The organism is Streptomyces sp. NBC_00083 (assembly GCF_026343295.1).
GTDB lineage: Bacteria > Actinomycetota > Actinomycetes > Streptomycetales > Streptomycetaceae > Streptomyces.
Window position 1 is genome coordinate 2,132,251 of the sequence record NZ_JAPELY010000001.1, and the last position, 26,751, is coordinate 2,159,001.

28 protein-coding genes and 1 pseudogene are annotated in these 26,751 nt (G+C 71.8%); 20 read left to right on the top strand and 9 right to left on the bottom strand.

Features of this window, described 5'->3' with window-relative positions; genetic code table 11:
• Positions 1–27: 27 nt before the first annotated feature.
• A complete protein-coding gene (locus OOJ98_RS09360; RefSeq protein WP_267054156.1) occupies positions 28–951 on the bottom strand; it encodes a DMT family transporter in 924 nt (307 codons plus the stop codon).
• On the opposite strand from OOJ98_RS09360, the gene OOJ98_RS09365 reads away from it, so the two are divergent.
• Both OOJ98_RS09365 and OOJ98_RS09370 read left to right on the top strand, forming a co-directional pair.
• Positions 950–2,386, top strand: a complete 1,437-nt coding sequence (locus OOJ98_RS09365; protein WP_267054157.1) for a PLP-dependent aminotransferase family protein — start codon at positions 950–952, stop codon at positions 2,384–2,386. The genes OOJ98_RS09360 and OOJ98_RS09365 overlap by 2 nt on opposite strands.
• 145 nt (positions 2,387–2,531) lie before the next feature.
• Positions 2,532–2,963, top strand: a complete 432-nt coding sequence (locus OOJ98_RS09370; protein WP_267054158.1) for a GNAT family N-acetyltransferase — start codon at positions 2,532–2,534, stop codon at positions 2,961–2,963.
• A gap of 69 nt (positions 2,964–3,032) precedes the next feature.
• Here OOJ98_RS09370 and OOJ98_RS09375 read toward each other — a convergent pair whose 3' ends face one another.
• On the bottom strand, positions 3,033–3,527 hold the full coding sequence (locus OOJ98_RS09375) for an Rrf2 family transcriptional regulator (protein ID WP_267054159.1): 495 nt from the start codon (positions 3,525–3,527) through the stop codon (positions 3,033–3,035).
• A gap of 116 nt (positions 3,528–3,643) precedes the next feature.
• Here OOJ98_RS09375 and OOJ98_RS09380 point away from each other — a divergent pair, with 116 nt between their 5' ends.
• The gene (locus OOJ98_RS09380; RefSeq protein WP_267054160.1) at positions 3,644–4,387 is read left to right on the top strand and encodes an SDR family oxidoreductase; all 744 of its coding nucleotides are present in this window, start codon (positions 3,644–3,646) and stop codon (positions 4,385–4,387) included.
• 424 nt (positions 4,388–4,811) lie between these two features.
• Here the strand turns inward: OOJ98_RS09380 and OOJ98_RS09385 are convergent, their stop codons facing one another.
• Positions 4,812–5,099, bottom strand: coding sequence for a hypothetical protein (locus tag OOJ98_RS09385; protein WP_267054161.1), 288 nt, complete (start codon positions 5,097–5,099; stop codon positions 4,812–4,814).
• Between the two features lie 128 nt (positions 5,100–5,227).
• On the opposite strand from OOJ98_RS09385, the gene OOJ98_RS09390 reads away from it, so the two are divergent.
• Complete coding sequence (locus tag OOJ98_RS09390; protein WP_267054162.1) at positions 5,228–6,343, top strand: serine hydrolase; 1,116 nt, start codon at positions 5,228–5,230, stop codon at positions 6,341–6,343.
• Positions 6,340–7,116 carry a MerR family transcriptional regulator gene (locus OOJ98_RS09395; RefSeq protein ID WP_267054163.1) on the top strand — a complete coding sequence of 259 codons (777 nt, stop codon included), beginning with the start codon at positions 6,340–6,342 and terminating at the stop codon, positions 7,114–7,116. The genes OOJ98_RS09390 and OOJ98_RS09395 overlap by 4 nt, the downstream gene beginning before the upstream one ends.
• Before the next feature lie 40 nt (positions 7,117–7,156).
• On the opposite strand, the gene OOJ98_RS09400 is transcribed toward OOJ98_RS09395, so the two are convergent.
• Entirely contained in the window at positions 7,157–7,942 is a 786-nt protein-coding gene (locus OOJ98_RS09400; protein WP_267054164.1) for a helix-turn-helix domain-containing protein, read from the bottom strand.
• 63 nt (positions 7,943–8,005) lie between these two features.
• Here OOJ98_RS09400 and OOJ98_RS09405 point away from each other — a divergent pair, with 63 nt between their 5' ends.
• A complete protein-coding gene (locus tag OOJ98_RS09405; protein ID WP_267054165.1) occupies positions 8,006–8,812 on the top strand; it encodes an SDR family oxidoreductase in 807 nt (268 codons plus the stop codon).
• 63 nt (positions 8,813–8,875) lie between these two features.
• Here OOJ98_RS09405 and OOJ98_RS09410 read toward each other — a convergent pair whose 3' ends face one another.
• Positions 8,876–9,448 (bottom strand): pYEATS domain-containing protein, encoded by a 573-nt coding sequence (locus OOJ98_RS09410; RefSeq protein ID WP_267054166.1) that lies wholly within the window; start codon positions 9,446–9,448, stop codon positions 8,876–8,878.
• Between the two features lie 214 nt (positions 9,449–9,662).
• On the opposite strand from OOJ98_RS09410, the gene argC reads away from it, so the two are divergent.
• The 5 genes from argC to OOJ98_RS09435 are packed head-to-tail and all read left to right on the top strand — an operon-like array spanning position 9,663 to position 14,508.
• On the top strand, positions 9,663–10,694 hold the full coding sequence (gene argC / locus OOJ98_RS09415) for an N-acetyl-gamma-glutamyl-phosphate reductase (protein ID WP_267054167.1): 1,032 nt from the start codon (positions 9,663–9,665) through the stop codon (positions 10,692–10,694).
• Positions 10,691–11,848: a bifunctional glutamate N-acetyltransferase/amino-acid acetyltransferase ArgJ gene (gene argJ, locus OOJ98_RS09420; RefSeq protein WP_267054168.1), complete on the top strand. Its 1,158-nt coding sequence runs from the start codon at positions 10,691–10,693 to the stop codon at positions 11,846–11,848. The genes argC and argJ overlap by 4 nt, the downstream gene beginning before the upstream one ends.
• A complete protein-coding gene (gene argB, locus OOJ98_RS09425; protein WP_267054169.1) occupies positions 11,845–12,765 on the top strand; it encodes an acetylglutamate kinase in 921 nt (306 codons plus the stop codon). The genes argJ and argB overlap by 4 nt, the downstream gene beginning before the upstream one ends.
• Before the next feature lie 35 nt (positions 12,766–12,800).
• On the top strand, positions 12,801–13,958 hold the full coding sequence (locus OOJ98_RS09430) for an acetylornithine transaminase (RefSeq protein ID WP_267055577.1): 1,158 nt from the start codon (positions 12,801–12,803) through the stop codon (positions 13,956–13,958).
• Between the two features lie 7 nt (positions 13,959–13,965).
• Entirely contained in the window at positions 13,966–14,508 is a 543-nt protein-coding gene (locus tag OOJ98_RS09435; protein WP_267054170.1) for an arginine repressor, read from the top strand.
• 47 nt (positions 14,509–14,555) lie between these two features.
• Here the strand turns inward: OOJ98_RS09435 and OOJ98_RS09440 are convergent, their stop codons facing one another.
• Positions 14,556–15,260, bottom strand: a complete 705-nt coding sequence (locus OOJ98_RS09440; protein WP_267054171.1) for a L,D-transpeptidase — start codon at positions 15,258–15,260, stop codon at positions 14,556–14,558.
• 276 nt (positions 15,261–15,536) lie between these two features.
• On the opposite strand from OOJ98_RS09440, the gene argH reads away from it, so the two are divergent.
• The 3 genes from argH to OOJ98_RS09455 all read left to right on the top strand — a co-directional run bounded on the left by argH (position 15,537) and on the right by OOJ98_RS09455 (position 19,116).
• Positions 15,537–16,964 (top strand): argininosuccinate lyase, encoded by a 1,428-nt coding sequence (gene argH, locus OOJ98_RS09445; protein WP_267054172.1) that lies wholly within the window; start codon positions 15,537–15,539, stop codon positions 16,962–16,964.
• Between the two features lie 68 nt (positions 16,965–17,032).
• Positions 17,033–17,584 (top strand): TetR/AcrR family transcriptional regulator, encoded by a 552-nt coding sequence (locus OOJ98_RS09450; protein WP_267054173.1) that lies wholly within the window; start codon positions 17,033–17,035, stop codon positions 17,582–17,584.
• A 38-nt stretch (positions 17,585–17,622) separates the two neighbouring features.
• Positions 17,623–19,116, top strand: a complete 1,494-nt coding sequence (locus OOJ98_RS09455) for an MFS transporter (RefSeq protein WP_267055578.1) — start codon at positions 17,623–17,625, stop codon at positions 19,114–19,116.
• A 426-nt stretch (positions 19,117–19,542) separates the two neighbouring features.
• Here OOJ98_RS09455 and OOJ98_RS09460 read toward each other — a convergent pair.
• Positions 19,543–20,297: pseudogene (locus OOJ98_RS09460) on the bottom strand (lysophospholipid acyltransferase family protein).
• 150 nt (positions 20,298–20,447) lie between these two features.
• Between OOJ98_RS09460 and OOJ98_RS09465 the strand changes: the two are divergent.
• The 3 genes from OOJ98_RS09465 to OOJ98_RS09475 all read left to right on the top strand — a co-directional run bounded on the left by OOJ98_RS09465 (position 20,448) and on the right by OOJ98_RS09475 (position 22,756).
• On the top strand, positions 20,448–21,623 hold the full coding sequence (locus OOJ98_RS09465; protein WP_267054175.1) for a glycerophosphodiester phosphodiesterase: 1,176 nt from the start codon (positions 20,448–20,450) through the stop codon (positions 21,621–21,623).
• Positions 21,624–21,712: 89 nt separating this feature from the next.
• A complete protein-coding gene (locus OOJ98_RS09470) occupies positions 21,713–22,216 on the top strand; it encodes a sigma-70 family RNA polymerase sigma factor (protein WP_267055579.1) in 504 nt (167 codons plus the stop codon).
• Between the two features lie 36 nt (positions 22,217–22,252).
• Entirely contained in the window at positions 22,253–22,756 is a 504-nt protein-coding gene (locus OOJ98_RS09475; RefSeq protein WP_267055580.1) for a GNAT family N-acetyltransferase, read from the top strand.
• 6 nt (positions 22,757–22,762) lie between these two features.
• Here the strand turns inward: OOJ98_RS09475 and OOJ98_RS09480 are convergent, their stop codons facing one another.
• Positions 22,763–23,179 carry a hypothetical protein gene (locus tag OOJ98_RS09480; RefSeq protein WP_267054176.1) on the bottom strand — a complete coding sequence of 139 codons (417 nt, stop codon included), beginning with the start codon at positions 23,177–23,179 and terminating at the stop codon, positions 22,763–22,765.
• Between the two features lie 2 nt (positions 23,180–23,181).
• Complete coding sequence (locus OOJ98_RS09485) at positions 23,182–23,541, bottom strand: hypothetical protein (protein ID WP_267054177.1); 360 nt, start codon at positions 23,539–23,541, stop codon at positions 23,182–23,184.
• 548 nt (positions 23,542–24,089) lie between these two features.
• Between OOJ98_RS09485 and OOJ98_RS09490 the strand changes: the two genes are divergently transcribed.
• From OOJ98_RS09490 to OOJ98_RS09500, 3 genes are all read left to right on the top strand, one after another.
• Entirely contained in the window at positions 24,090–25,145 is a 1,056-nt protein-coding gene (locus OOJ98_RS09490) for a methionine ABC transporter ATP-binding protein (protein ID WP_267054178.1), read from the top strand.
• Complete coding sequence (locus OOJ98_RS09495; protein WP_267054179.1) at positions 25,142–25,810, top strand: methionine ABC transporter permease; 669 nt, start codon at positions 25,142–25,144, stop codon at positions 25,808–25,810. The genes OOJ98_RS09490 and OOJ98_RS09495 overlap by 4 nt, the downstream gene beginning before the upstream one ends.
• A 71-nt stretch (positions 25,811–25,881) precedes the next feature.
• The gene (locus tag OOJ98_RS09500) at positions 25,882–26,730 is read left to right on the top strand and encodes a MetQ/NlpA family ABC transporter substrate-binding protein (RefSeq protein WP_267054180.1); all 849 of its coding nucleotides are present in this window, start codon (positions 25,882–25,884) and stop codon (positions 26,728–26,730) included.
• The last annotated feature ends 21 nt before the right edge of the window (positions 26,731–26,751 follow it).

Consider the following 26,751-nt stretch of genomic DNA (forward strand, 5'->3'; position numbering starts at 1 on the left):
CCGCTCCCTTCTGCGGCAGTTGACACGTCAGGTCCGGGCCCGCTGGGTCACCACGATGCACACCAGGACACCCACCGCGGCGAGCGGGGCCGCCGGGGTCAGGTGCTCGCCGAGCAGGAGCACCGACCAGAGGAGCGTCAGGAGCGGCTGCGCCAGCTGGAGCTGGCTCGCCTTGGCGACACCGATGGCGGCCATGCCCCGGTACCAGAGGTACAGGCCGAGGAAGGTGGAGGCGGAGGCCACCCACAACAGCCCGACGACGCCGTGGACGGTGAGGTGCCAGGGTTCGAGGGTCAGGCCGAGGGCCGCGCCGGTCAGGGCGAGCGGGACACAGAGCACCAGGGCCCAGCCGACGACGTGCCATCCCGGCATCAGGGCGGAGAGCCGTCCGCCCTCGGTGTATCCGGCCGCGCACAGGACCAGCGCCGCGAACAGATAGAGGTCCGCCCGCGACAGCGCTCCGCCGCTCTGCTCCACGGTGAAGACGACCACCACCGCGGCCCCTGCCAGCGCGGCGGCCCAGAAGGCGCGTGAGGGCCGCCGCCGGGTGCGGAGCGCCGCGAAGGCGGCCGTGGTCAGCGGAAGCAGACCCACCACGACGGCCGCGTGCGAGGTCGTCGCGGTCCCGAGCGCCAGCGTGGTCAGGACCGGGAAGCCGATCATCACGCCCAGGACGACCACGGCGAACCCGCCCCAGTGCGACCGGTCGGGGAGGGGCACCCGGCCCCGCCCCAAAAAGACCCCGGCGATCAGGGCGGCGATCAGCAGCCGCAGCGACACCATCGACCAGGGGCCGAAGCTTTCGAGGCCCCAGGCGGTGCTGGGAAAGGTCAGGGAGAAGAAGAGCACGCCGAGCCCGGCGAGAGCCGTGCCACGCGGAGGCACCGGCCTGCGGTCGTTTCCGTCCACCGCTATCGATACAAGAGGAGTAGCGCTATCCTGTGCTGTCATGCACGAGCGTAGCAGTGTGGCTGAACTGGCGGAATCCCTCCGGGGCGAACTCGACCGCTACTCGGTGGGCGGAAAACTCCCCTCCAGCCGGGCCCTGGTCGAGCGCTACCGGGTCTCCCCGGTGACGGTCTCCCGTGCGCTCGCCCAGCTCGTCGCCGAGGGCCTGGTCGTCACCCGGCCCGGCGCGGGCGCCTACCGGGCCGAGCCGCGCGCCCTCACCGGCCGCACCGGCGACACCTCCTGGCAGGAGGTCGCGCTCAGCGCCGACGGCGCCACCGACCCGGCGCCGCGCGCGGTCGACGCCGCCGGCGTCCTGACGGCGCTCGCGATCCCGGCCGCGGGCGTCATCGACCTCAGCGGTGGCTACCTCGACGCCGGGCTCCAGCCCGAGCGGGCGATGGCCGCGGCCCTCGGGCGGGCGGGCCGCCGCCCCGGGGTGTGGAGCCGCCCGCCCGTCGAGGGGCTGCCCGAACTGCGCGCCTGGTTCGCCCGCGAGATCGGCCCCGCGGTCACCGCGGCCGACGTGCTGATCACCTCGGGCGGGCAGGCCGCCCTGACCACCGCCCTGCGCGCGCTCGCCGCGCCCGGCGCGCCCGTCCTCGTCGAATCGCCCACCTACCCCGGCACGCTGGCCGTGGCCCGCGCCGCGGGGCTGCGACCCGTCCCCGTCCCGGTCGACGCGGAGGGAGTACGCCCCGACCTGCTCGCCCGCGCCTTCCGGGCCACCGGTGCGCGGGTCTTCTTCTGCCAGCCCCTCTTCCAGAACCCGACCGGCGCGCTCCTCCCGCCGGAACGCGGTCGCGAAGTGGTGCGCATCGCGCACTCCTTCGGCGCGTTCGTCATCGAGGACGACTTCGCCCGCAGGCTCGGCCACGTGGACGCCGGGCCGCTGCCCGCACCGCTCGCGGCCGATGACCCCGACGGCGTCGTCGTCCACGTCTCCTCGCTCACCAAGGCGACCTCACCGAGCCTGCGCGTCGGGGCGCTCGCCGCCCGCGGACCCGTACGGGAACGCCTGCGGGCGATCCAGGCCGTCGACTCCTTCTTCGTGCCGCGCCCCTTGCAGGAGACCGCCATCGAGCTCGTCGGCTCCCCGGCCTGGGGGCGTCATCTGCGTACCGTCTCGGCCGAGTTGACCGCCCGGCGCGAGAGCCTGGCCGCCGGCATCCTGCACCACCTGCCCGAACTCGCCCTGCCCCACATCCCGTCCGGCGGCTACCACCTCTGGCTCCGGCTGCCCGACGGCACGGCCGAGTCCGCCGTCGTCGCCGCGGCGCTGCAGGCCGGCGTCGCGGTCTCGCCGGGCCGCCCCTACTTCGGCGCCGAACCGCCGGCCGGCCATCTGCGCCTCAGTTTCGCTGGAGTGACGGGCCGCGCGGAGATCACCGAAGCGGTGCGCAGGCTGCGCACGGCCCTGGACGCCATGCGGAGTTGACCGTGCGCGGAGGTGTCCCCGTGCGGAGTCGCCCGTGCGCGGGGGGAGCCGACCCGGAGCGGGCACCCGTCACTTCGGCAAGCGGCCCGCCGGGAAAGTGGGACCCGCCACTGACAGGCCGCCCGCGGTTTGCGAGGCTCCTGTCATGAGCGAAGTGATCTTCCGCGAGTACGCGATCTCGGCCGACCCCGCCCGCCTCGACCCCGCGCGGGTCCACCACTGGCTCTCCACCGACGCGTACTGGGCGCTCGGCCGCACCCGCGAGAAGCAGGACGCGGCGATCGCGGGGTCCCTCAACTTCGGTGCCTACGAGGCGAGTTCGGGCGAGCAGGTCGGTTACGCCCGCATCGTCACCGACCACGCGACGTTCGCCTGGCTGTGCGATGTGTACGTCGATCCGGCGGTACGCGGCAAGGGTCTCGGCACCGCCCTGGTGGCGGCGGTGCGCGACCACCTGGCCCCGGCCGGCCTGCGCAGGATCCTGCTGGCCACCGCCGACGCCCACGGCGTCTACGAGAAACTGGGCTTCCGCACCCTGGAGGAGCCGGGGCGCTACATGGCGCTCGGCCTGCAGTAGAACGCTCCGGAGGGCGCCGCCGCGCCGGGCGTGTTCCGTGCGACCGGGACCGGAGTGCGGCGGTGGTTCTCAGCGCGGGGACTGCCCCGGGGCCTCGGTGAGCCAGGCGCCGATGCCCGGCAGCGCGTCGGGGCCGCTGTCGCTCTCTACCGAGCCGACGAGGTCGGCGATGGTGACGGCGGCCAGCGACGCCCTCCACGCGGCCTCCGCCGCGCCCATCGCCCGCGCGATGGGGCACCGCTTCACGCACTGCTCCGGGGGCGTCGCGAATGGCCCCCGCTGCCGGATCTCGGTGCACACGAACGCCGGGGCCGCCCCGTCGACCGCCTTCACCACATCGAGCAGGGTGATGGCCCCGGGCGCCTTGGCGAGCACATAACCGCCGGTCTTGCCCTGGACGGAGTGCACCAGGCCCGCCCGGGAAAGCGCCTGCAACTGCTTCGCCATATAGCTGGGCGACACATCGTGCAGTTCGGCGAGGCGGGCCGCAGGCACAGGGGCCCCGGCCGCCGTCAGGACCACACAGCAGTGCAGCGCCCACTCGACGCCCCCGGACAGTTTCATGCCGCCTCCAGTTGACTCGGACAGAGACTATCCGAGTATTATCTCGGACATCGGGTATCCAAGTTTACGTACGGGGGCATGTCCAGACCGTCGTGAAGCGTGAAGGAAGGCTCACCATGAAGATCACCGTCATCGGCACCGGGCTCATCGGTTCCCAGCTCGCCACCCGGCTCGAAGCCCTGGGCCACGACGTGACCAGCGCGTCCCTGTCGTCCGGCGTCAACCTGCTCACCGGCGAGGGCCTCGACGCGGCGCTCGCCGGCGCCCACGCCGTGGTCAACGTGACCAACTCGCCGACCTTCGACGAGCAGTCCCTCGACTTCTTCCGCACCACCGTGGGAAACCTGCTCCGCGCGGGTGAGCAGGCGGGCGTCCGCCACCAGGTGGCGCTGTCCATCGTCGGCGCAGACCTCGTTCCCCAGCTGGACTACTACCGCGCCAAGGTGCTCCAGGAGGAGCTGCTGCGCGGCGGACCCACCCCGTACTCGATCGTCCGCGCCACGCAGTTCTTCGAGTTCATGGAGCCGACCATGAGCTGGACGTCGGACGACACCGAGGTGCGGCTGCCGGCCACCCCCATCCAGCCCATCGCCAGCGCCGACGTCGTCAACGCCCTCGCCGAGGTCGCGGCGGGAGACCCGCTCAACGGCACCCTGGACGTCGCGGGCCCCGACACGTTCACGCTCGACGCGCTCGGCCGGCTGACCCTGGCCGCCCGGGGCGACCGGCGCCCCGTGGTCACCGACGACGGGGCCGGCCTCTTCGCCGCGGTCCACGGCGACGCCCTGACCGCGGGCCCCGACGCCCACCTGGCACCCACGCGGTACGAGGCATGGCTGACCGGAACGCTCAACGCCTGAGCGGGCCGGGGGAGTTGGGGCCGTACGCTCAGGCCGGGTCGGGCGCGAATCCGGGTGCCCCAGAGGGGCGCGGGGAACTGCGCGGGACGCGGGCACGGTCCGCAGGCGCAGGCGGGGTGTCCTGGGGCTCCGCCCCAGACCCCGTTCGCGCCCGAAAGGCGCTCGTCCTCAATCGCCGGACGGGCTGGGGATGCCCATGCCGCCCGGCATCGAGTAGTTCAGGGGCGCGGGGAACTGCGCGGGACGGGGGCACGGTCCGCAGATGGCGGCCGGGGTTGCCGGGGCTCCGCCCCGGACCCCGTTCGCGCCTGAAGGGCGCTCGTCCTCAAACGCCGGACGGGCTGAGGCGGCGCACACGGCCCGGGGCCGCAAAGGCTGACGGGCCCTCAGTAAGGCACCCCGCCAAGGGCAGCCTCGCCCAGGCTCAGCCAAGGCCCCGGTGCGCGGACCACAACGCCGCCGCCCGATCCCCCGCCCCCGCCACCAGCGCCGCCAGCTCCGCGCGGTCGGGCACCGGGAACGACACGTACGCGCCCCGCCCCCCGGCCACCGGCCGCCCGTACGCCTTGACGGCGAGGTGCCCGTCCGGCAGGAGCCGGACATTGAGCGTGCTCAGCTGGAACTCCTCGCCACGACGCGTGTCCGTCCACCGCAGTTCCTGCGGAATGGTGACGTTGATCGCCAGCGCACTCACGTCCAGATCGCTTCCCATGAAGGCGATGCTCCCACGCCTGCCGCGCCGCCCGTGGCCCGGATCACAGTTGAGGTTGACCTTGGGGCAGGGCGGAAGCTCATCGCGAGGCCCGCCACTACCGGGCCCGCCCCGAGAAGGAGCCCACCATGACGCTCGTCCCCGTCCCCGGCCGGAACGACCAGCGGGGGCGCCCCGAACTCCGCTCCGCGCTCCAGGAGTTGACCGAGGCCGGCTTCCTCGGGATCCAGCTCCGCGTCAACGACGACCACGGCGAGTGGGTCGGCAGCGCCGGTCTGAGCAGCCGCGGCGGCACCACCGCACCGCTGACCGACGGCCACTTCCGTATCGGCAGCACCACCAAGTGCTTCGTCGCGACCGTGGCGCTCCTCCTGGTGGCCGAGGGCAGGCTCGGCCTCGACGCGCCCGCCGTCGACCACCTCCCCGGCCTCGGCCCCGGCCTCGACCGACGCATCACCGTGCGCATGCTGTTGCAGCACACCACCGGCATCTTCAACCACACCGGCGAGCTGTACGACGACGGCACGATCGTGCTCGGCGTCCCCTGGCAGGGCAAGGAGTGGGTGGAGAACCGGTTCACGACCTACCTCCCCGAAGACCTGGTCCGGCTGTCGCTCTCCAAGCCGGCCCGGTTCGCGCCGGGAACGGGCTGGAGCTACGCCAACACCAACTACGTACTGGCCCGGATGGTGATCGAGCGCGTCACGGGGCGTACGTTCGCCGAGGAGCTGCGGCGGCTGGTCCTGGCGCCGCTGGGGATGACCTCGACCGTGGCGCCCGGCGCCTCGCCCGAACTTCCCGAGCCGCACAACCGCGGCTACTACCGGTACGAGGACGCCGGACAGGAGCGCGTCGTCGACGTGACCCGTCAGAACCCGTCCTGGGTCGGAGCCGGCGGCGACATGATCTCGACCACCCAGGACCTGCACACCTTCGTCTCCGCACTGATGGGCGGCAGGCTCCTGCCGTCCGGGCTGCTGGCCGAGATGCGGGCGCCGGAGGCGACGGCCGGCTACGGCCTGGGGATCTTCGCGCAGGAGACGCCGGGCGGCGGCACCGTCTTCCACCACAACGGCGCCACCATGGGCTCGGCCGCCCTGATGTACGGCTCACCCGACGGCACGACGACCCTGACCGCCGGGCTGACCTGGGTGGACGACGCCGGTCTCGCGATAGCCCCGGCCTTCCGGGCCGCCCAGGAGCGTTTCGTCGCCGAGGTGTTCTCCGGCAGGCTGGGCCGATGAGCAATGGGGTCACGATCGGGCAGGCTGCGTCGTTCGTCGGTGTCACGGTGAAGACGGTGCGGCACTATCACAAGCTCGGCCTGGTGGGGGAGCCCGAGCGCGACAGCTCCGGCTACCGGCGGTACGGTTCGGCGGAGTTGCTGCACCTGGTGCAGGTGCGGACACTGGCCGCGGCGGGTGTGCCGCTGGCCGGGATCGGGCCGCTGCTCGACGCGGACGCCGCGGGGTTCGCCACCGTACTCGCCGATGTGGAGGCTCAACTGGCCGATCGGATCGAAGAGTTGACGGCCCGGCGTGACACCTTGCGCCGGCTCGCCGACGGCGATCGTGCGCTGCTTCCCGACCGTGCCTGCGCGATCCTGGAACGGATGCGCGGTCTCGGCTTCGCCCCCGACTACGTGGCCGCGCAGCGCGAGGCCCTGGTGCTGGCCAAAGCCCTGGTGCCCGACGGGTTCGACGGGTTCCTGGCCCAGCTGGAGCGCGGCCTGGACGACCCGGAGCACGTCGAGCTGACGCGGCGGGGCCACGAGGCGGAGGCCTGGGACCCGGACGACCCGAGGATCGAGGAGCTCGCGGACGCCATGGCCGCGCGGCACCTCGCCAACCCGGCGCTGCGCGGAGACCCGGAAGGCCAGCGGGAGTGGGCGAAGGCCTCGGCCCAGTACCAGCTGATCAACAGCCACCGCGAGGACCAGGCGCCGGTCGCCGCCCGCCTGACCGCTCTGACCGAGGCGAAGCTGCGCGCGGCGGGCATCCCGATGCCGCAACGCTGAGCCGGCCCGGACTCGTCTGCCGGGGCAGACGCCCGGCGTGTCACACAAGGCGCGCCAGGGCCGCTTCGGACGGGCTCCCGTCCGGTGCCTGGTACACGATGATCACCTGCTGCTCGGCGCCGCCGACGGTGAGTGCCTGCCTTCGCAGGGCGAGGCTGCCGACGACCGGGTGCGCGAAGCGCTTGAGTTCGTCCCGGGCGGGCCGGGTCTCGTGCCGCGCCCACAGACGGCGGAACTCCTCGTCCCCCTCCAGCTCGGCGACGAGGCGGACGGTCCGGGGGTCGTGCGGGTCGGCCTCGGCGCGCAGGGCCGCCGCGGTCTGCGCGGCGACCTCCGTCCAGTCCGGGAAGAGCCGGCGGGACGCCGGGTCGAGGAACACCGACCGGACCAGGTTGCTGCCGGGTTCGTACAGGGAAGCGAGCGCGCGGGCCCGCTTGTTCGCCGCCAGTACGTCGAAGCACCGGTCGCGTACGTACGCGGGACGGTCCTGCCACGCGTCGAGCAGCCGGTGGATGTCCGCGGAGACGCCGGTCCGCGACGGCGGCACGGGCGCGGGGCCGGCGAGGGCGTGGAGGTGGGCGGAGGTGTCGGCGTCCAGCTTCAGCGCCCGCGCCAGGGAGCTCAGGACCTGGGGCGAGGGGTGGCGGTCGACGCCCTGTTCGAGCCGGACCAGGTACGGCTCGCTGATTCCGGCGAGCCGGGCCAGCTCCTCCCGGCGCAGTCCCGCCACCCGGCGTCGTCCGCCGGCGGGCACCGACACGTCCCCCGGCGCGACCCGTCCGCGCCAGGCCTTGAGGAAATCTCCCAGAAGGTTGTCGGCCGCCATGGCGCGAGGGTAACCCTGTGGGGGTGCTGGCTGTCGAGGTGCGCACCGCGCAGGCTCGATGCCATGAAGACCTGGTTCATCACCGGCGCGTCCCGCGGCTTCGGCTGTATCTGGGCCGAAGCCGCACTCGAACGTGGCGACCGCGTCGCCGCCACCACACGTGACCTCGAGACCCTGCGGCCCCTCGTGGAAGCCCACGGGGACGCCGTACTCCCGCTCCGCCTCGACGTGACCGACCGCGCCGCCGTCACTGCCGCGGTGCAGCGGGCCGCCGAGACCTTCGGCCGCCTCGACGTGGTCGTCAACAACGCGGGCTACGGCCTGTTCGGCATGGTGGAGGAGACCACCGAGGAACAGGCCCGCGCCCAGCTCGACACCAACCTGTTCGGCCCGCTGTGGGTGACGCAGGCGGCTCTGCCGTACCTGCGGGCCCAGGGCAGCGGTCACATCCTGCAGGTCTCCAGCCTGGGTGGTCTCGCCGCCTTCCCCACGCTAGGGCTCTACAACGCCTCCAAGTGGGCCCTGGAAGGGATGAGCGAGGCCCTGGCCCAGGAGGTCGCCCCGCTCGGGATCAACGTGACCCTGGTCGAGCCCGGCCCCTACGGCACCGACTGGTCGGGCGCCTCCGCGGTGCACACCGAGCCGCTTCCCGCGTACGAACCCGTCCGCGCCGCGCGCCGAGCCGGTGCGTCCGCCCGTACCCCTCAGGACCCGCGAGCCACCGCCGCCGTCGTCCTCGAACTCGTCGACACCGCCGCACCACCCCTGCGGCTCTTCCTTGGCACCTACCCCCATCCCGTCGTCGAGGCGGCCTACCGAAAGCGCCTCGACACGTGGAACGACTGGCGGCACCTCGCATCCCGGGCGTGACCGCCCGGTGTGACCGAGCGTTTCAGGGGGCGGGTCGAGCGTGGGCCGGGCAGGCTCAGCCGGTCAGAAGTTCAAGTACCGCTCCAGTCGGATCGGCTCGGTGCGGTCGTTCACGTAGACATCGGCAGTCAGGCTGAACGTTCCCCACGCTGCCGTGGTCATCTCGAATCCGGTCGAGCGATCCGTCACGGTGCGATCGGGATCCCGGAACGTGGGGTGCAGGTGGTAGATGACCTTGGTGACCCGGTCGAGGTCGGAGTCGGTATCGCCCTCGAGCGCGATCCGGACCCGGAAGTACCGGTATCCGTCCCGGTCGACCGAGTTGTCGCGGTGCGCGGTGTGCACCAGGTGAACCCTGGGAGCGGCCTCGGTCGGGGCCCCGGTCAGTGCGGCCAGCGGCGGCGGCACTTCGAGAACGGGCTGCGCGCCGGGCTGTGGCTCGGCCCCGGTCGGAATCTGCGGGGACGACGGCCCGAGCCTGATTCCTGACGCCCCTGCCTCGAAGGAGTCGCCGCGCTCGACTCGACTGTTGACGGTGGTGATGAGCCGTCTCAGGCCGTGGCGGAAGGTGAACGCGAGCGTGAGCAGGGCGATCGGCCAGACCAAATCCTGAAGTAACGGTATCCAGTCCTTCATCTTCCCCCCAGATATCCCGGTCCGACCGTTTCGGTCCTCAGCGAAGTCCGCCCCCCGGTCGCGGAGAGCCGTCAGTCACTCTTTCCCTGTCCAGGGGGCCGTAGTCGTCATGGGCGTCCCCGGCCCTGCGGGCACGCTGCCTCCGCCGACGCCTCACTCTTTGCATAAAACTGCATAGCTGCGTATAGTCATGCCATCACCGAGGAGGAATTCGATGGCGGCGGTACGTGCGGCAGTGGCAGGGGCCAGTGGGTATGCGGGCGGGGAGCTGCTCCGTCTGCTGCTCGGGCACCCCGGGGTCGAGATCGGGGCGCTGACCGCGAACTCCAACGCCGGGCAGCCGCTCGGGGCGCTCCAGCCGCATCTCGTGCCGCTGGCCGGGCGCACGCTGGAGCCGACCACCGCCGAGGTGCTCGCCGGGCACGACGTCGTGTTCCTCGCCCTGCCGCACGGACAGTCCGCCGCGGTCGCCGAGCAGCTCGGCGACGATGTCCTCGTCGTCGACATGGGGGCCGACTTCCGGCTCCGTGACGCCGGTGACTGGGAGACGTTCTACGGCTCGGCGCACGCCGGCTCCTGGCCCTACGGGCTGCCCGAACTGCCGGGCGCACGGGCCGCGTTGAGCGGTACCCGGCGGATCGCGGTGCCGGGCTGCTACCCGACCGCCGTCTCCCTCGCGCTCTTCCCCGCCTACCAGGCCGGGCTCGTCGAGAACGAGGCCGTCGTCGTCGCCGCCACCGGCACCTCCGGCGCGGGCAAGGCGCTCAAGCCGCACCTCCTCGGCAGCGAGGTCATGGGCTCGATGTCCCCGTACGGCGTGGGCGGCGGCCACCGGCACACCCCCGAGATGATCCAGAACCTGAGCGCCGTGGCCGACGGAGACGTCACCGTCTCCTTCACGCCCACCCTCGCCCCCATGTCCCGCGGCATCCTCGCCACCTGCTCCGCCAAGGCGCGGCCCGGCGTCGGCGCCGAGAGCGTGCGGGCCGCGTACGAGAAGGCCTTCGCGGACGAGCCCTTCGTGCACCTGCTCCCCGAGGGGCAGTGGCCCGCCACCGCCTCCGTGTACGGGTCCAACGCCGCGCACGTACAGGTGGCGTACGACGCGGGCGCGGGGCGCGTCATCGCGATCAGCGCCATCGACAACCTCACCAAGGGCACCGCCGGCGGCGCGGTGCAGAGCATGAACATCGCCCTCGGACTCGACGAGTCGACGGGCCTTTCCACGATGGGAGTTGCGCCGTGAGCGTGACCGCAGCGCAAGGATTCACGGCGGCGGGCATCGCCGCCGGAATCAAGCAGAACGGCAACCCGGACCTGGCCCTCGTGGTCAACACCGGACCCCGCCGAGCGGCCGCCGGCGTCTTCACCTCCAACCGCGTCAAGGCCGCCCCGGTCCTCTGGTCCGAGCAGGTGCTCAAGGGTGGCGAGGTGAGCGCCGTCATCCTCAACTCCGGCGGCGCCAACGCCTGTACGGGACCGAAGGGCTTCCAGGACACTCACGCCACCGCCGAGAAGGTCGCCGAGGTGCTCGCGGGGCACAGCGCGGGCGAGGTGGCCGTGGCCTCCACCGGGCTCATCGGCGTGCTGCTCCCGATGGACAAGCTGCTGCCCGGCATCGAGCGGGCCGCGGCCGAACTCTCCCCGCACGGCGGCGAGAAGGCCGCCATCGCCATCAAGACCACCGACAGCGTGCACAAGACGAGCGTCGCCACCCGGGGCGGCTGGACCGTGGGCGGCATGGCCAAGGGTGCCGGCATGCTCGCACCCGGGCTCGCCACCATGCTCGTCGTGCTCACCACCGACGCCGACCTGGACGCGGCCACCCTCGACAGGGCGCTGCGCGACGCGACGCGCCAGACCTTCGACCGGGTCGACTCCGACGGCTGCATGTCCACCAACGACACCGTGCTGCTCCTCGCCTCCGGCGCCTCCCACATCGTTCCGGAGTACACGGAGTTCGCCGAGGCCGTACGGGCCGTCTGCGACGACCTCGCGCGCCAGCTCATCGGCGACGCCGAGGGCGCGTCCAAGGACATCCGCATCGAGGTGATCAACGCCGCGAGCGAGGACGACGCCGTGGAGGTCGGGCGGTCCATCGCCCGCAACAACCTCCTCAAGTGCGCCATCCACGGCGAGGACCCCAACTGGGGCCGGGTGCTCTCCGCGATCGGCACCACGAAGGCCGCCTTCGACCCGGACACCCTCAACGTCGCCATCAACGGCGTGTGGGTCTGCAAGAACGGCTCCTTCGGCGAGGACCGCGACCTGGTCGACATGCGCTTCCGCGAGGTCAGGATCACCGCCGACCTCGCCGCCGGCACCGGCGAGCCCGTCGTCATCTGGGCCAACGACCTCACCGCCGACTACGTCCACGAGAACAGCGCGTACAGCTCATGAGCACTCGCAAACACACGGCGCTGCCCAAGGCGCAGATCCTCATCGAGGCGCTGCCCTGGCTGACCCGGCACCACGGCAAGACCGTCGTCATCAAGTTCGGCGGCAACGCCATGGTCGACGAGGACCTGAAGGCCGCCTTCGCGCAGGACGTGGTGTTCCTGCGCCAGTCCGGCCTCAAGCCCGTCGTCGTGCACGGCGGCGGACCGCAGATCAGCGCGCAACTCGACAAGCACGGGCTGGTCAGCGAGTTCAAGGCGGGCCTCAGGGTCACCACGCCCGAGGCGATGGACGTGGTGCGCATGGTGCTCGCCGGGCAGGTGCAGCGCGAACTCGTCGGGCTGCTCAACCAGCACGGCCCGCTCGCCGTCGGCATGACCGGCGAGGACGCCCACACCATCACCGCCACCCAGCACCGCCCCGAGATCGACGGCGAGCTCGTCGACATCGGGCGGGTCGGGCAGATCACCGCGATCGACCCGGGCGCGATCCAGGCGCTCCTCGACGACGGCCGGATCCCGGTCATCTCCTCGATCGCCCGCTCCCAGGACGACGGACATGTCTACAACGTCAATGCTGATACGGCGGCTGCGGCACTTGCGGCTGCGCTGGGCGCCGAGACCCTGATGGTCCTGACCGATGTCGAGGGCCTCTACGAGGACTGGCCCAACAGTGACGACGTGATCAGCAAACTGACCGCCGCCCAGTTGGAGAAGCTGCTGCCCGAACTCTCCAGCGGCATGGTGCCCAAGATGGAGGGCTGCCTGTTCGCCGTGCGCAACGGGGTCAACACCGCGCGCGTGATCGACGGACGGGTGCCGCACTCGATCCTGCTGGAGATCTTCACCGACGAGGGCATCGGCACGATGGTCGTGCCGGACGGACCGCACGTACGCGACGGACAAGGGGGAGCGCGGTGAGCAACCAGGAACTCGCACAGCGCTGGCAGCACGCCATGACGGACAACTACGGCACGCCGAAACTCGCGCTCGTGCGCGGCGCCGGCGCGACGGTCTGGGACGCGGACGGCGTCGAGTACACCGACTTCGTGGGCGGCATCGCGGTCAACGCGCTCGGCCACGCCCACCCGGCCGTCGTGCAGGCCGTGACGCAGCAGATCGCCTCGCTCGGCCATGTGTCGAACCTGTTCATCGCGGAGCCGCCGGTGGCGCTCGCCGAACGGCTGCTCCAGCTCTTCGGCCGGCCCGGCAGTGTTTACTTCAGCAACTCCGGTGCCGAGGCCAACGAGGCCGCGTTCAAGATCGGCCGGCTGACCGGGCGCACCCACATGGTCGCCACCGACGGCGGCTTCCACGGCCGGACCATGGGCGCGCTCGCGCTCACCGGACAGCCGGGCAAGCAGGAGCCGTTCCGGCCGCTGCCCGGTGACGTCACGCACGTACCGTTCGGAGACGTCGAGGCGCTGCGAGCCGCCGTCACCGAGGAGACCGCCTTCGTCATCATCGAGCCCATCCAGGGCGAGATCGGCGTGGCCGTCCCCCCGGCCGGCTATCTGAAGGCGGCCCGGGAGATCACCCGCGCCACCGGAACGCTCCTCGTCCTCGACGAGATCCAGACCGGCGTCGGACGGACCGGCACCTGGTTCGAGCACCAGCAGCACGAAGGCGTCGAGCCGGACATCGTCACCCTCGCCAAGGGGCTCGGCGGCGGCCTGCCGATCGGCGCGACCGTCGCGTTCGGCGCGACGGCCGACCTCCTCAAGCCCGGCATGCACGGCACCACCTTCGGCGGCAACCCGATCGCCTGCGCCGCCGGACTCGCCGTGCTCGACACGCTCGCCGCCGACGGAGCGCTCGACCAGGTCAAGCGGACCGGCGAGAAACTGCGGGACGGAATCGAGGCCCTGGGGCACCCGTTGGTCTCCCATGTCCGTGGTGCGGGGCTGCTGCTGGGTATCGTGCTCAACGAGCCCCTCGCACCTCGGGTGCAGCAGGCGGCTCAGGGTGCCGGCTTCCTGGTCAACGCGCCCGCGCCCGACGTCATCCGGCTCATGCCGCCGCTCGTCATCGGTGACGCGGAAGTGGATGCGTTCCTCAGGGCGCTGCCCGGCATCCTCGAAGCAGCAGGCGGGGACGGACGATCCGGAGAATGAGACGACGATGACCGACGAGGCGCAGGACTTCGAGCCGGGCGGCCCCGCCGTACCGCAGACCCGCACCGCCCGCCACCGCCGGATCGTGGACATCCTCAACCGGCAGCCGGTGCGGTCCCAGAGCCAGCTCGCCAAGCTGCTCGCGGACGACGGGCTGAGCGTCACCCAGGCGACGCTCTCGCGCGACCTCGACGAGCTGGGCGCGGTGAAGATCCGTAACACCGGCGGCGAGCTGATCTACGCGGTGCCCAGTGAGGGCGGGTTCCGCACGCCGAAGGCGCCGCTCGGCGAGTCGGCGAAGGAGGAGCGGATGCGCCGGCTCTCCGCCGAGCTGCTCATCTCCGCCGAGGCCTCCGCCAACCTGGTGGTGCTGCGCACCCCGCCCGGCGCCGCCCAGTTCCTCGCCTCGGCCATCGACCAGGCCGAACTGCACGACATCCTCGGCACGATCGCGGGCGACGACACGCTGATGCTGATCAGCCGCGACCCCTCGGGCGGCCAGGCTCTCGCCGACCACCTGCTGCGCCTGGCCCAGAGCGACCACCGCTGACGGGAGTCGGGGACGCGCTCCCCGACTCCCGCCCGGGACAGCCGAGTTCAGTAGCGCGTGATCGCGGTCGGGCCGGTGTCCGTGCCGATCGCGATGTGCGGGCGGCGCGCGAAGACCGCCCACGCCAGCACCCGGTCCATCGCCTCGGCGGACACCGACACACAGCCGGCGGTCGCGCCGCGCCCGTTGACGTGCAGGAAGATCCCGGCGCCCCGGCCGCGCACCGGGTGCTGGTAGTTGAAGCCGATGACCAGGGCTCGGGCGTACTGGCTCGCGTACGCCGTCAGATGCTCCGACTCGGCCGCCCGGCAGTCCTTGGGCAGGACCTCCACCCAGCGGTTGTAGGCCCGGGACTCGTTGTCCTGGCACCACCAGGACCGGTCGGTGGCGCGCCGGTAGGGATAGCGGGTGCCGGGCGGCGCGGCCGCCACCCCGAAGGCGTACGGAAGCGCGTACAGGCCGGTGGGCGTGGTGTTGGTGCCCTGGACCCGCGTGTCGCCCTCGGTCAGGCCCTTCGCGCCGAACCTGGCGGGGGCCGAACCCGCCGCCACCCAGCGCCCGTCGCGCAGGTCCCACCAGGTCAGCCGGCCCGTGGTCGAGCCGAGGCCGGCCGCCTGCGCGGTCAGGAGCTGGCTGCCCCCGCCGGTGCGGGCCATCCGCTCGGGCAGCGGCGCGGAGGGGCCGGCCGCGGCGGGGCCGGGCGCGGCGAGCGGAAGGAGCAGGGAGGCGAGGAGCAGTGCAGCGAGGCGCATGCTCCGGACCGTAAGCGCCGCCACCGTGCCGAGCCCCCCGAAGCGCTACGGATTGCTCCGTAAGCGGGACGCCTCCCCGCGATGCGCCATCGGGCTGCCCGGGTGCGTCCCGGATCGGGCGCGTTGACAAAACAATGCGGAACTCTGCATAGTTATACCAACGTCGAGTTCGCCACGGGGCGCGACTTCAGGTGAGCGTGACTCGTTGCACGACCGTCTCCCCGCTCCTCCGCGGCGGGGAGACGGTGGCACATCCACTTCTGAGGAGCTTGAGCTGTGAGCAGCAACAACGGTGACGTCCGGCTCTGGGGCGCCCGGTTCGCCGACGGTCCCGCCGAGGCGCTGGCCAAGCTGTCCGCCTCGGTCCACTTCGACTGGCGGCTCGCCCCGTACGACATCGCGGGCTCCCGCGCCCACGCCCGCGTGCTCCACGCGGCCGGTCTGCTCACCGCCGACGAGCTCCAGCGGATGCTCGCGGGCCTGGACCAGCTGGCGGCCGATGTCGCCGACGGCACCTTCGTCGGCACCATCGCCGACGAGGACTGCCACACCGCCCTGGAGCGCGGCCTCCTGGAGCGCCTCGGCCCCGACCTCGGCGGCAAGCTCCGCGCCGGCCGGTCCCGCAACGACCAGGTCGCCACGCTCTTCCGGATGTACCTGCGCGACCACGCCCGGATCATCGGCGGCCTCATCGCCGAACTCCAGGACGCCCTGGTCGGCCTCGCCGAGGCGCACCCGGACGTCGCCATGCCCGGCCGTACGCACCTCCAGCACGCCCAGCCGGTGCTCTTCGCCCACCACGTGCTCGCCCACGTCCAGTCCCTCTCCCGGGACGCGGAACGCCTGCGGCAGTGGGACGAGCGGACCGCCGTCTCGCCCTACGGGTCCGGCGCGCTCGCCGGCTCCTCGCTCGGGCTCGACCCGGAGGCGGTCGCCGCGGACCTCGGCTTCGAGCACGGCTCGGTCGGCAACTCCATCGACGGCACGGCCTCGCGGGACTTCGTCGCCGAGTTCGCGTTCATCACCGCGATGATCGGCGTGAACCTGTCGCGGATCGCGGAGGAGATCATCATCTGGAACACGAAGGAGTTCTCCTTCGTGACCCTGCACGACGCCTTCTCGACCGGCTCGTCGATCATGCCGCAGAAGAAGAACCCGGACATCGCCGAGCTGGCGCGCGGCAAGTCGGGCCGGCTCATCGGCAACCTCACCGGCCTGATGGCGACCCTGAAGGCGCTGCCGCTCGCGTACAACCGGGACCTCCAGGAGGACAAGGAGCCGGTCTTCGACTCCTGCGACCAGCTGGAGGTGCTGCTGCCCGCCTTCACCGGGATGATGGCCACGCTCACCGTCAACCGTGAGCGGATGGAGGAGCTGGCCCCGGCGGGCTTCTCGCTCGCCACCGACATCGCCGAGTGGCTGGTCAAGCAGGGCGTGCCGTTCCGGGTGGCGCACGAGGTGGCGGGGGAGTGCGTGAAGGAGTGCGAGGCGCACGGCATCGAGCTCGACCAGCTCACCGACGAGCAGTTCGCGAAGATCTCCGAGCATCTGACCCCCGAGGTCCGCACGGTCCTCAACGTCAAGGGCGCGCTCGCCTCCCGCAGCGGGCGCGGCGGTACGGCCCCCTCGGCCGTCGCCGTCCAACTCGGCGAGATCAAGGCCGACTTGACGGTGCAGCACGCTTGGGCCGACGCGAAGAAGTAGCACCAGCCGCGGGATGGCCACCCAGCCCTGGTGAGACATCTCTGTCTCATCAGGGCTAGGCTTGTCTCATGACCGTGGACCGAGACCAGGTACTCCGCACCGCCGCCGCCCTCCTCACCCGCAAAGCGACCGCCACCATGGACGAGGTCGCCCGCGCCGCCGGAATCGGCCGGGCCACCCTGCACCGGCACTTCGCCGGGCGCGAGGCCCTCGTCAGAGCGCTGGAGGAACTCGGCATCCGCGAGCTGGAGGGCGCGCTCGACGCCGCCCGTCTGGAGGAGGGCGCCGCCTCGGACGCGCTGCGCCGCCTGGTCGCCGAGGTCGAGCCCGTCGCCGGCCTCCTCGCCTTCCTCGTCACCGAGAACCAGCTCTTCGAGGGCGAGCAGCAGAACGAGGGCTGGGCCCGCATCGACGCCCGCGTCTCGGCGCTCTTCCGGCGCGGACAGGAGCAGGGCGAGTTCCGGATCGACCTCACCCCCGCCTGGCTCACCGAGGCCCTGTACGGGCTGATCGGTGCCGGCGCCTGGGCCGTGCAGGACGGCCGGGTCGCCACCAAGGACTTCCAGTACATGATCGCCGAGTTGCTGCTCGGCGGTGTACGGCGGAGCGTGGAGAAGTGACCGCCACCCAGCACCGGACGCCCCAGGCCGTCGGCCCGATGGGCCGCTGGCTCGCGCTCGCGGTACTCGTCCTCGCCGTCCTGCTCGTCGCGGTCGACGCGACCGTGCTCGGCCTCGCCACGCCCTTCCTGAGCGAAGACCTCAAGCCGTCCGGCACCCAGCTGCTCTGGATCGGCGACGTCTACTCGTTCGTCATCGCCGGACTCCTCGTCTCCATGGGCAGCCTCGGCGACCGCATCGGCCGCAAGAAACTGCTGCTCTCCGGTGCCGTGGCCTTCGGCGCGGTGTCCGTGCTCAACGCGTACGCGTCGAGCCCCGAGATGATGATCGTGGCTCGGGCGCTGCTCGGCGTCGCGGGCGCCACCCTCATGCCGTCGACGCTCGCCCTGATCCGCAACATCTTCCACGACCCGAGGGAGCGCAGCCTCGCCATCGGCATCTGGGGCGCCGCGGCCTCCGCCGGTACGGCGGTCGGGCCGGTCGTCGGCGGATTCCTCCTGGAGAACTTCTGGTGGGGGTCGGTCTTCCTCATCAACCTGCCCGTCATGGCCGTCCTCGTCCTCGTCGGCATCAAGCTGCTGCCCGAGTCGCGCGACCCCGACCCGGGGCCCTGGGACCTCATCAGCGTGGGGCTCTCCCTGGTCGGCGTCGTCGCCGTCGTATACGCGGTGAAGGAGGCCGCGGTCAACGGGTTCCGCTGGGACATCGCGCTCGCGGCCGTGGTGGGTGTCGGCGCGCTGGTCTGGTTCGTACGGCGCCAGCGCACGCTCGCCTCGCCGCTCCTGGACATCCGGCTCTTCCACCACCGGGGGTTCTCCGGGGCCGTACTCGCCGATCTGCTGACCATTCTCGGCCTGTCCGGCCTGGTCTTCTTCCTCTCCCAGTTCCTCCAACTGGTGCAGCAGCGCTCGCCGTTGGAGGCGGGGCTGATCGAACTGCCCGCGGCGGTGGGAGCGGTGGGCACCGGGCTCGCGGCGGGCACGATCGCCCGGCGGACCTCGGTGCGCGGCGCGGTCGCGGGCGGACTGGCGGCGGTCGGGCTCGCGCTGGCGGCGTGTGTGGTGCTCGGCGCGGAGACCGAAGTCGTCTCGCTCTGTGCCGCGCTGTTCGTGGGCGGCCTCGGCGCGGGGCTCGCCTTCACGGTGACGGCCGACGTCATCCTCTCCAGCGTGCCCAAGGAGCAGGCCGGGGCGGCGTCGGCGGTCTCGGAGACGGCGTACGAACTGGGCGCGGCCCTCGGCATCGCGCTGCTCGGCTCCGTGGTGACCGGGATCTACCGGGGCTTTCAGGTGCCGGCCGGGGTCCCGGCGGACATCGCGGCCGAGGCGCACGATTCGCTGGGCGGGGCGGTGGAGGCGGCGGGGGGCCTGCCCGCGGAGCAGGCGCAGGCGATGCTCGCGGCTGCGCGGGACGCGTTCACGTCCGGGTTCCAGGCGGCGGCGGGGGTGGGTGCGGTGGTCCTCTTCGCCACGGCGACGGCGGCGTGGTTCCTGCTCCGGGGCCAGCACCTGCCCGACTCCGTCGAACACTGACCCTGCCGGGTGCCGGGTGCCGTCCGGCTGTGAGTGCCGGTGACCGCTGGGGGCCGGTTGGTCGGGTGCGGGTCGGTTGTGGCTGGTCGCGCAGTTCCCCGCGCCGAGCCCCTGGCGGGTGAGGGCCGCCGGGTCTTGTTCGGCTTGTGAGTGCCGGTGGGCCTGCGTTCCGCTGAGGGGCGCGGGGAACTGCGCGATCGGCCCGTTGCGGTCTGCGGGCGGCGTGATGGGCGGGGCCCGGGGGCCGGTTGTTCGGCTGCGGGTGCGTTGTGGCTGGTCGCGCAGTTCCCCGCGCCCCTGGCGGGGTTGTGGCTGGCTGCGTGGGGGAGGGCCGCCGGACCCTGTTCGGCTGGTGAGCGCCGGTGGGCCTGCATTCCGCTGGGGGGGGCGCGGGGAACTGCGCGACCGGCTCCCGGCGCGGCGGGGCTAGGCCGCCTTGGCCTTGGTGGCGTACATGTCCACGTACTCCTGGCCCGACAGCCGCATGACCTCCGCCATCACGGAATCCGTCACGGCCCGCAGCACGTACCGGTCCCGGTCCATCCCCTCGTACCGCGAGAACTCCATCGGCTCGCCGAACCGCACCGTCACCTTGCCGGGGCGCGGCATCCCCGCACCGCCCGGCTGCAGCTTGTCCGTGCCGACCATCGCGAAGGGGACGACGGGCGCGCCCGTCATCAGGGTCAGCCGTGCGACGCCCGTGCGGCCGCGGTACAGGCGGCCGTCGGGGGAGCGGGTGCCCTCCGGGTAGATGCCGAACATCTGGCCGTTCTCCAGGATGCGACGGCCGGTCATCAGCGCCGCCACCCCGCCGTTCGCGCCGTCCCGGTCGACCGGGACCATGCCGACGCCGGTGAAGAACCAGGCCATGAGCCGGCCCTTGAGCCCCTTGCCCGTGACGTACTCGTCCTTGCCGATGAAGGACACCTGCCGGTCGCACACGATGGGCAGCACGATCGAGTCGATGAAGGTCACGTGGTTGCCGGCGAGGATGACTGGACCGGTGCCCGGGATGTTCTCGGCGCCTTCCACCTGTGGGCGGAACATCAGGCGCATGATCGGTCCGAGCACTGCCTTGATGAGCGCGAAGCGGGACAACGGGCCCTCCGGGGTCGTCTGGGTGGATGTCGGAAGTCTGTGCAGGTGAGGACGATACTCGCGGCACACGGCTGATCGCACATCGGGTTCATGAAGTGGATACGCGTTATTGACACTTGTTTGCGCCAGGTTCGGCCCTCCTTGGCCCCCGTGTACCCCTGAAGCATCCCGCTCTTCAGCTCCGTCCGCCTACGCTCGTGCGATGCGACAGCCGGGACGACTGAGGAGTGTTCATGACTGCAGGTGAGCGGATGAGCCACGGGCGGCGCACCGTGCTGGGAGCGGCGGGCGCGGCCGTGCTCGGCACGGCGGCCACGGGCCTCGCGGGCGCGCCGGCTTCGGCCGCACCGGCCTCGGCCGCGCAGAACCGGGGCGGCGGCCCGGCCGGCTACCGCGACCTGCCGGTGCCGTACGTCATCGGGCACCGCGGCACCGCCGGATACCGGCCCGAGCACACCCTCGGTTCCTACCAGCACGCCCTCGACCTCGGCGCCACCGTCATCGAGCAGGACGTCGTGCCCACCAAGGACGGGCATCTGGTGTGCCGGCACGAGAACGACATCTCGGCCACCACCGACGTCTCCGCGCACCCCGAGTTCGCGTCCCGCAAGACCACCAAGAGCATCGACGGGACCGCCGTCACCGGATGGTTCACCGAGGACTTCACGCTCGCCGAGCTGAAGACGCTGCGCGCCAAGGAGCGCATCCCGGGCAACCGGCAGCACAACACGCTCTACGACGGCCGCTGGCCGGTGCCCACCTTCGAGGAGGTGCTGCGCTGGGCCCAGGAGCAGGGTCGCCGCCTAGGCCGCCGCATCTGGCTGCACACCGAGACCAAGCACCCCACCTACTTCCGCGGCATCGGGCTGCCCCTGGAGGAGCGCGTCGCCTCGCTGCTGCGCCGCTACGGGCGCCACCGCGCCGACTCCCCGCAGTTCCTCCAGTCCTTCGAGCCCAGCAGCATCCAGCGCCTGACGAAGCTGGTCGGCACCCCCTCGGTGGTGCTGCTCTCCAACGCCGGCACCAGGCCCTGGGACTTCGTCGTCAGCGGTGACCCGCGCACCGTGGACGACCTCGTCACGCCGGCCGGCCTGAAGTGGATCGCCTCGTACGCCCAGGGCATCGGCCCCACCCTCGACCTGATCATCCCCAAGGACGCCGACGGAAGGCTGACCCGGCCGACCACCCTCGTGCGGGACGCGCACGCGCGCGGGCTGATCCTGCACCCGTACACGATGCGCGACGAGAACACCTTCCTGCCGGCCGAGTACCGGCGCGGCACCGACCCCAACGCCTACGGCGACGCGTTCGGCGCCTTCCGGACGTACTTCGCGACCGGCATCGACGCGGTGTTCTCCGACAACGCCGACACCGCGCTGCTCGCCGCCGCCGACTTCCGGGGGCGCTGAGAGGCACCCCGTAGCCGAGAGGCACCCCGTACGAGTGACAAGTGCCCTCCGTGGAAACCGCGTTCCGCGGCGGGCGCGTCCCGCCCGGCATGGATCTCGTCGCAGAACTCAGCCCGCTGCTCGCCGCCGAGGCCGCCGCGGAGGCCTCCGGCACCGGAATCGACGCCGCCGACCTCGAACAGGCCGTCTGGCTCAGGCTGTTGGAGCAGCGGCCCGGCGACCTGCGGACCCCGGCGCGCTGGGTGCGCACCGCCGTGCGGGCCGAGGCGCGCCGGGCCCGGTGGCTGCGGCGCCAGGAGAGCCCGTACGCGGGCGAGCGTGCGGCCGACCCGGATCCCGGGCCCGAACTCGCCGCCATCAGCGCCGAGCGGCGCCGGGTGCTGCGCGCGGCGATCGGCCGCACCCCGGGCAACTGCCCCCGCCTCCTGACCGCCCTGCTCTCGCCCGCCGACCCCACCTACCGGGAAATCGCAGGGGAGTTGGATATCTCACAGGGCAGCCTGGGGCCGATGCGTTCCCGTTGCCTGGGATGCCTGCGCAGAATGCTGGCGGCGGAGGTTGCCGCTCCTGAACGAGGGGGAAAGGAGCGGTAGACAATCGGGGACCAGTTGAGCGAGAGGCATGCACACATGGGCATGAGCGTGACCATCTCTGCGGCCGGCGTACAGGATGCCGAGCAGATAATGAAGCTGCAGTACCTGTGCTACCAGAGCGAGGCCGAGCTCTACGGCGACTACGCGATCGAGCCCCTGACCCAGACCCTGGACGACCTGTCGGGCGAACTCTCCACCGGATACGCCCTGGTGGCCCGGCTCGGCGACGAGATCATCGCGTCGGTGCGGGGCCGGGTGGACAGCTCCGGCACCGGACACATCGGCAAGCTCATCGTGCACCCGCGGATGCAGGGGCACGGGCTCGGCGGCCGGCTCCTGGACGCCATGGAGGCCCACTGCGCGGCGCGGCTCGCCGCCAAGCGCTTCCAGCTCTTCACCGGCCACCGCAGCGAGTCGAACCTGCGGCTGTACCGCAGGCACGGGTACGCGACCGTCGCCACCGAGCCGGTGAGCGCGCGCCTTTCCGTCATCACCCTCGAAAAGGACGCGGCGGCCCGGAATTTCGTGGCCAGCGCGTGAGGGCCGCTAGCGCTTGTTGCGCCTGAGCCACAGCATGCCGAGGACGGGCAGGATCACCGGGATGAACAGGTAGCCCATGCCGTAGTCCGACCACACCGTGGCGTCGGGGAACGCCGAGGCGTCCGCAAGGGTCCAGGTTCCGACGACGAGGACGAAGAGGAGCTCCGCCGCGCAGCACACGAACGCTGCCCGGCGGGCCTTCTCGCCGCCGCGCACCAGCGAGTACGTGATGAACCCGTAGACGCACGCCGCGATCGCGGACAGGACGTACGCGAGCGGGGCCTTGCCGAAGTCCAGGATCGTCTGGACGATCGAGCGGGACGCCGCGGCCACGGTGAACACGCCGTAGAACCAGACGAGCACCCGGCCGGGCCCGGAGCCGATCTTCTCGGCGGGCGTGGTGTCAGTGGCGGACTCGGTCACGGTCAGCCTCCCCAGATGTCGTAGAGACGCACTTCGAGCACGGCGAGCACCACGGCGCCCGCCGACACCGTCACCGAGCCCCACTTGGTCCGCTCGGACAGCGAGAGGAACCCCGCCGCCGGGACGGCCGCGAAGGCTCCGGCCAGATACGCGATGAAGATGGCGACGCCCTGGTCGGGCCGCTCGCCGCGGCCGAGCTGGACGAGCCCGACGACCAGCTGGGCCAGCGCGAGGACGGCGACCACGGCCATGCCGATGAAGTGCCAGTCCTTGGTGGCCTGGTCCCGGTATGCGGCATATCCGCACCAGGCGGCTAGGGCGAGCGCGGCGGCGGTGACCGCGACCGTCAGGGCATCGAGCATGGGGTCGAGGGTATTACGGGCCGAAAGGCCCGATGCGCTCGCCCCCACCCGGGCAGGCGGACCGTGGCCTTGACCACAAAGGGGCGGCCCGGCGGGCCGGCCGGGGACACAGCGGTGAAGCCCTGTCAGCCGTGTCGCCGCAGGCCACGGCGGGGGAGTGGGGGCCGCGACGACGGAATGACTCCGTCCGTATGGCGGTCCAGGAGCGTCCGGTATGCGGACATCCCTGATTCGTTCCTGACCGGTTCTGCTTTACTTGCGACATGACCACGACGAGCAGCCGCACCCTTGCGACCGAGGCGATGATGACGCCCGGTGCTCGTTGTATGTGTCGAATGTGCGCCTTCTGAGGGCCCCCGCCTGAGCCTCGCGCCCCGAAGCGAGACCACGACGGCCGCGCCCGGTTCCGTACCACCTCCTACGGATCCGGCCTGCCCCGCGCACACGCGCCCCCCGGTATCCACCGACGGGGCCGAGCCGCGCCCCGAACACGTTTGCCCCGTGCCCGGCATACCCCGCGCCGCGCACTCGACAGTGACGGAAATCCTGTGATCACCACAACGGGCCTGACCAAGGTCTACCAGTCGCGCGGACGAGATATCACCGCGCTCGACGGCGTCGACCTGCACGTCCGCGAGGGCGAGGTGTACGGCGTCATCGGCCAGAGCGGCGCCGGCAAGTCCTCTCTCATCCGCTGCGTCAACCTCCTTGAGCGCCCCACCTCCGGCACGGTGAGCGTCGACGGCGTCGACCTCACCGCCCTCGCGGGGCGCGGCCGGCGCGCGGGCAAGGACCTGCGCCGGGCCCGCACCCGCATCGGCATGGTCTTCCAGCACTTCAACCTGCTGTCCTCGCGCACCGTGCAGGACAACATCGAGCTGCCCCTGGAGATCCTCGGCGTCTCCGGCGCCGAGCGCTCCCGCAAGGCCCTCGACCTGCTCGACCTCGTCGGCCTCACCGACAAGGCGAAGGCCTACCCCGCACAGCTCTCCGGCGGCCAGAAGCAGCGCGTCGGCATCGCCCGCGCCCTGGCCGGCGACCCCAAGGTGCTGCTCTCCGACGAGGCGACCAGCGCCCTCGACCCCGAGACCACCCGCTCCATCCTCCAGCTCCTGCGCGACCTCAACCAGCAGCTCGGCCTCACCGTCCTGCTCATCACCCACGAGATGGACGTCGTCAAGACGGTCTGCGACTCGGCCGCCCTGATGCGCCGGGGCCGCATCGTCGAGTCGGGCACGGTGAACGACCTGCTCGCCACCCCCGGCTCCGAACTCGCCGCCGAACTCTTCCCGGTCACCGGCGGGGCCACCAGCCCCGAGCACACCGTCATCGACGTCACCTTCCACGGAGACGCCGCCACCCAGCCGGTCATCTCCCAGCTGTCGCGGACGTACAACATCGACATCTCGATCCTCGGCGCCGCGATGGACACCGTCGCGGGCAAGCAGATCGGCCGGATGCGGATCGAACTGCCGGGCCGCTACGAGGAGAACGTCGTCCCCGTCGGCTTCCTGCGCGAGCAGGGCCTCCAGGTGGACGTCGTGGACGACAGCGCCGCGCACGACGGCCAGGCGCCCACCCCGGTGAAGGAAGGTGCCAAGTGAGCTGGTCCGAGATGCAGCCGCTGCTGTCGCAGGGCACGTACGACAGCCTCTACATGGTCCTGTGGGCCACCCTCGTGACCATCGGGCTCGGGCTGCCGCTCGGCGTGCTGCTCGTCCTCACCGACACGGGCGGACTGCTTCAGAACCGCCCGGTGAACAAGGTCGTCGGCGTGATCGTGAACGTCGGCCGCTCGCTGCCGTTCATCATCCTGCTGATCGCCCTCATCCCGTTCACCACCTGGGCCGTCGGCACCTTCATCGGTCCGAGCGCCATGATCGTGCCGCTCTCCATCGGCGCCATCCCGTTCTTCGCGCGCCTCGTGGAGACCGCCGTGCGCGAGGTCGACCACGGGCTCGTCGAAGCCGTCCAGTCCATGGGCGGCGGCATCCCCACCCTCGTGTGGAAGGTGCTGCTCCCGCAGGCGCTCCCCTCGCTGGTCTCCGCGACCACCACCACCGTGATCACCCTCGTCGGCTACTCCGCGCTCGCCGGCGCGGTCGGCGGCGGCGGCCTCGGCTCGGTCGCCATCACCTACGGCTACCAGCGTTTCGAGACCACCTTCATGCTCATCACGGTCGCCGTCCTGATCGTGATCGTCACCGTGGTCCAGCTGCTCGGCGACGGCGCCGTACGCCTGCTCGCCCGCCGCGGCCGGACCTCCTGAACCACCGCGACCCACCGAGCCCGCACTCCTTGTCCGGGCGTACACCGCACCACCAGAAAGAGGCACTTTTCGTGCGTAAGAACACCAAGATCACCGCTGCCGCCGTCGTCACCGCCGCGCTCGCCGTCGGCCTCACCGCCTGCGGCTCGTCCTCGGACCCGAAGGCGGGCGGCAAGCCGGACGAGTCCAAGGCGCTCGTCGTCGCCGCGTCCCCGACGCCGCACGCCGACATCCTCAAGTTCGTCAAGGACAACCTGGCGGCCAAGGCCGGACTCAAGCTGGAAGTCAAGGAGTTCACGGACTACGTCCTGCCCAACACCGCCACCGAGCAGGGCCAGGTCGACGCCAACTTCTTCCAGCACAAGCCCTACCTGGACGACTTCAACAAGAAGAACGGCACCCACATCGTGCCCGTCGTCGACGTGGAGCTGGAGCCGCTCGGCCTCTACTCGCACAAGGTCAAGTCGCTCAAGGACATCACCTCCGGGCAGACCGTCGCCGTCCCCAACGACACCACCAACGAGGGCCGCGCGCTCCAACTCCTCGCCGCCAACGGCCTGATCACCCTGAAGGACGGCGCCGGCTCCGGGGCCAAGCTCTCCGACATCAAGGACAGCAAGGGCCTGAAGTTCAAGGAGCTGGAGGCCGCCACGCTGCCCCGCGCGCTCAACGACGTGGACGCCGCCGTCATCAACGGCAACTACGCCATCGAGGCGAACCTCAAGCCCGCCAAGGACGCCCTCGCCCTGGAGAAGGCCGACGGCAACCCCTACGCCAACTTCCTCGCCGTCAAGCAGGGCAACGAGAACGACCCGCGCGTCCAGAAGCTCGCCAAGCTCCTGAACTCCGACGAGGTCAAGAAGTTCATCACCGACAAGTACGCGGGCTCCGTCGTCCCGGCCTTCGGCCCCGCCAAGTAGGCGTCAACCGCCCCTGCCCGT